Origin of the sequence: Corallococcus exercitus (genome assembly GCF_003611585.1) — a bacterium.
Taxonomy (GTDB): domain Bacteria; phylum Myxococcota; class Myxococcia; order Myxococcales; family Myxococcaceae; genus Corallococcus; species Corallococcus exercitus.
The window spans coordinates 1-2,732 of sequence record NZ_RAVW01000700.1; the positions used below are offsets into that span (position 1 = coordinate 1).

Here is a 2,732-nt window from a genome sequence, read left to right on the forward strand (position 1 = left end):
TAGAAGGACAAGGGGAGTCGTTTCATGGGTGGGGGCTTGTCGGGGCGCGGAGGATGGTGGCAGACGGCCTCATGCACAACCCTCCGAAGGAGCGTTCTCCTTTCCGCCGTGTCCCGTTCGCCCTGGCGCTGTCGCTTGCGGTCCTGGGAGGGACCGGGTGTGGGAAGGAGCCCCCCGTCACCGGCGCCATACGGGTGCGGTACGGCGACGTCTGGGAGGAGTTCCCCACGCCAGTTTCCAGCCGGCTCAGTCCCGATACGGAGACGAACGCCGAATTCTACCTCGGCCCGGTCTTCACCTTCTGCAATTCGGACGACCTACCGGGGGAGCGCCGGAAGGACGCCCGGGGCCTCTGCGTCTACGTGGACTTCGACTCCTTCGCGAAGGGACGCGGGCCTGCAGAGTACGCCATCTCCGGAACAGCCCACGGGTACCTGATGTCCAAATCCGACGTCCACTTCGAGCCCGGCCTTGGGCACACGTCCGGGCTGAAGGAGATCTGGACCCAGTCATTCTGCCCGGAGGAGGGCCGCAATGAGTACGTCTACCAGCAGCTCTCCGGCCGACTCGTGCTGGAGGAGAACTCGGAGGACCGGATCGTGGGCCAGTTGGAACTGACGGTCCAGGGACCCACGGGCGGCACCTGCCCTGGGGAAGCCGCCGAGGTCGATCTGGACTTCGACCTTCCCATGTGAACGCGCGGCACGCCTTGGAGCCGGGGGCCAGGCGAGCGGGCCTGGGGTGCGCTTCGTCAACCACTGAGCGCTCGCATTGACCCTGGGTCCAACGCCGCGTTCTCCAAATGCCTGACAGGCAGGCGTGTGTGCACCGCGTCGCGACAGCAGTTCACAGCCTCGCTCTTCACCCTGCCCGCGACCTTCATGGCCATGAGGCTGATGAACTGAATTCTGAGTCGACTGGTGTGCTGGCAGTTTGGACCGGGAACTTCACGTGATCAGAGAACTCGAAAGAGACCTATCCACCAACAATCTCAAGGAATGGACCATCATGGATTTCTCAACAGGAGCTTCCATTACGGGAGCGGGGTTCGGGTATGGGCTGCTCCTGTTCCAGAACATTGAAAGCCAGGCGATCGGAGGCGCACTGTGGGCAGTTCTACCACTGATTGCGCTTGGCATCGTTCTGCATATGGCTCGAAAGCAGAAGACATTCTGGAGAACCCGCGTTGGCGAGGATGTCACCGTAGAATACATGGAGGCATGCGCCGATGAGGAACGCGCCAGGAGGGTCATTGAACACAAGTCAGTGCTTGGCTCCATTGGCCAGATTGAATCCGCCATCAAATACATTTCCGAAATCGACAAAAGAGCGATCGAGTGGCACGAACCCATTGTCCCGAAGTTTGGAGTTGCATCAATCCTGTTCTTCGCAACAGGCTTCTTCGGGAAGGCAATGGAGAGGCTTGGGCAGCTCGGAAGGCCTCTTGATGTACTCTCGAGCTATTTGATCGGACTCGCCGCAAGCATCCTGGTCGTGGTTTTTTTCATGCAGACGAGGGGACTCTTCATTGGCCGCCGAACGAGAAGGCGCCGCCTGTATCGAGACCTGGTTGAAGCACGGGCGTTTCTTGAGATTGGGAAACGCCCCGCTCCATGGCTCGACTTCCCCTCCCCGAAGATCGTACCAATCGTGAACGTCTCGCACACAGCCTCTGTCAAGCCACGGAAAGGTCGCCGCGCAAGGCGCTGATTTGTAGCGATGGAGGTTGGCCGTCTGTCTGGCGGGAGGAGTGACCCGCTGCGCTCTATTGCCCGGTCCAGGCCCTGCATGACAGGGGGGCTGGATGGGCTTCGGGAGCTTCCGGCAGGCATGCCATCCCCTCGCGCCTGAGGCGCGACCAGCCACACCGGGCCGAACGTCAGACGTGTGTCCTCTGATCCCCACGCCAAGGACATTGCAGGGAGGCGTGTATGCAAATGCTGCGAAGTGGGGCGGTATGGCTGTGGCTGCTGTTCCCGGTGTTCGCGTGGGCCGCGCAGGCTCCGGAGCCCACGGAGGGCGAGGAGCCAGGAGCGCCCTCAGCGGATGTGGCGTGGCGCTCACTAATGCGCATGGAGGCCGCGGCGTTTTGCCTGCTACCTCGCGCGGGCGTCGGCGCGACTGAAGGGTTCGTGCAGGTGGAACCGACCCTCATTCTCGACGGAGGCGCGGAGTTCGGCCTCAACCTGGGCGCTCCGGTGCGGCTGCGTCTGAGGGGAAAAGGGGAAGGCACGAGCCTCGTGAGGAGGGAGGACTGGGACAGTCTCTCGGACTGGGGGCAGGTGGTGCGCGGCCTCAAGCTGGGCTCGAACAACGCGCCCGTGGGGGTCTGGTTCGGCGCGCTGGAGTCCTACAGCCTCTTGTCCGCGCACCTCGTGCGGCGCTACTCCAACCGAAGCAATCCCGACTACCACCCGGCAGGAGGCTTCCTCACCGGCACGCTGGGCCCGCTCTACACGCAGGCCTTCGCTTCGGACGTGCTGGGCGCGCGCCTCATGGGGGCGGAAGTCGCGCTGGACGTGGAGCACGTCCTCTTCGGCCAGCCCCTCGAACCGGGCCGCTACACGCTGGCCCTCTCCGCCGCGCATGACTGGGGGAGGGCCGGCGGGCGCGCCCTGTCTGTGACGCTGGCGCATCTGGATGGCACCGCCGTGGTGGTGGTGCGGCCGGGCTTCGAGGCCCACCTGCTGGCCGGTTGGGGCGGACGGCCCGGTGAGGGCGGCGCGTGGGGG

General features: G+C 64.2%; 2 protein-coding genes and 1 pseudogene. All 3 read left to right on the forward strand.

All coding sequences use genetic code 11. The features are described 5' to 3' along the window. On the forward strand, positions 1-695 hold a 695-nt coding region (locus D7W79_RS41035), incomplete at its 5' end, for a hypothetical protein (RefSeq protein WP_208729979.1). 256 nt (positions 696-951) lie between these two features. Continuing rightward, on the forward strand, positions 952-1,710 hold the full coding sequence (locus D7W79_RS43420; protein ID WP_147442331.1) for a hypothetical protein: 759 nt from the start codon (positions 952-954) through the stop codon (positions 1,708-1,710). A 221-nt stretch (positions 1,711-1,931) separates the two neighbouring features. Beyond that, a pseudogene (locus tag D7W79_RS41040) lies at positions 1,932-2,732 on the forward strand (hypothetical protein); the annotation flags it as partial.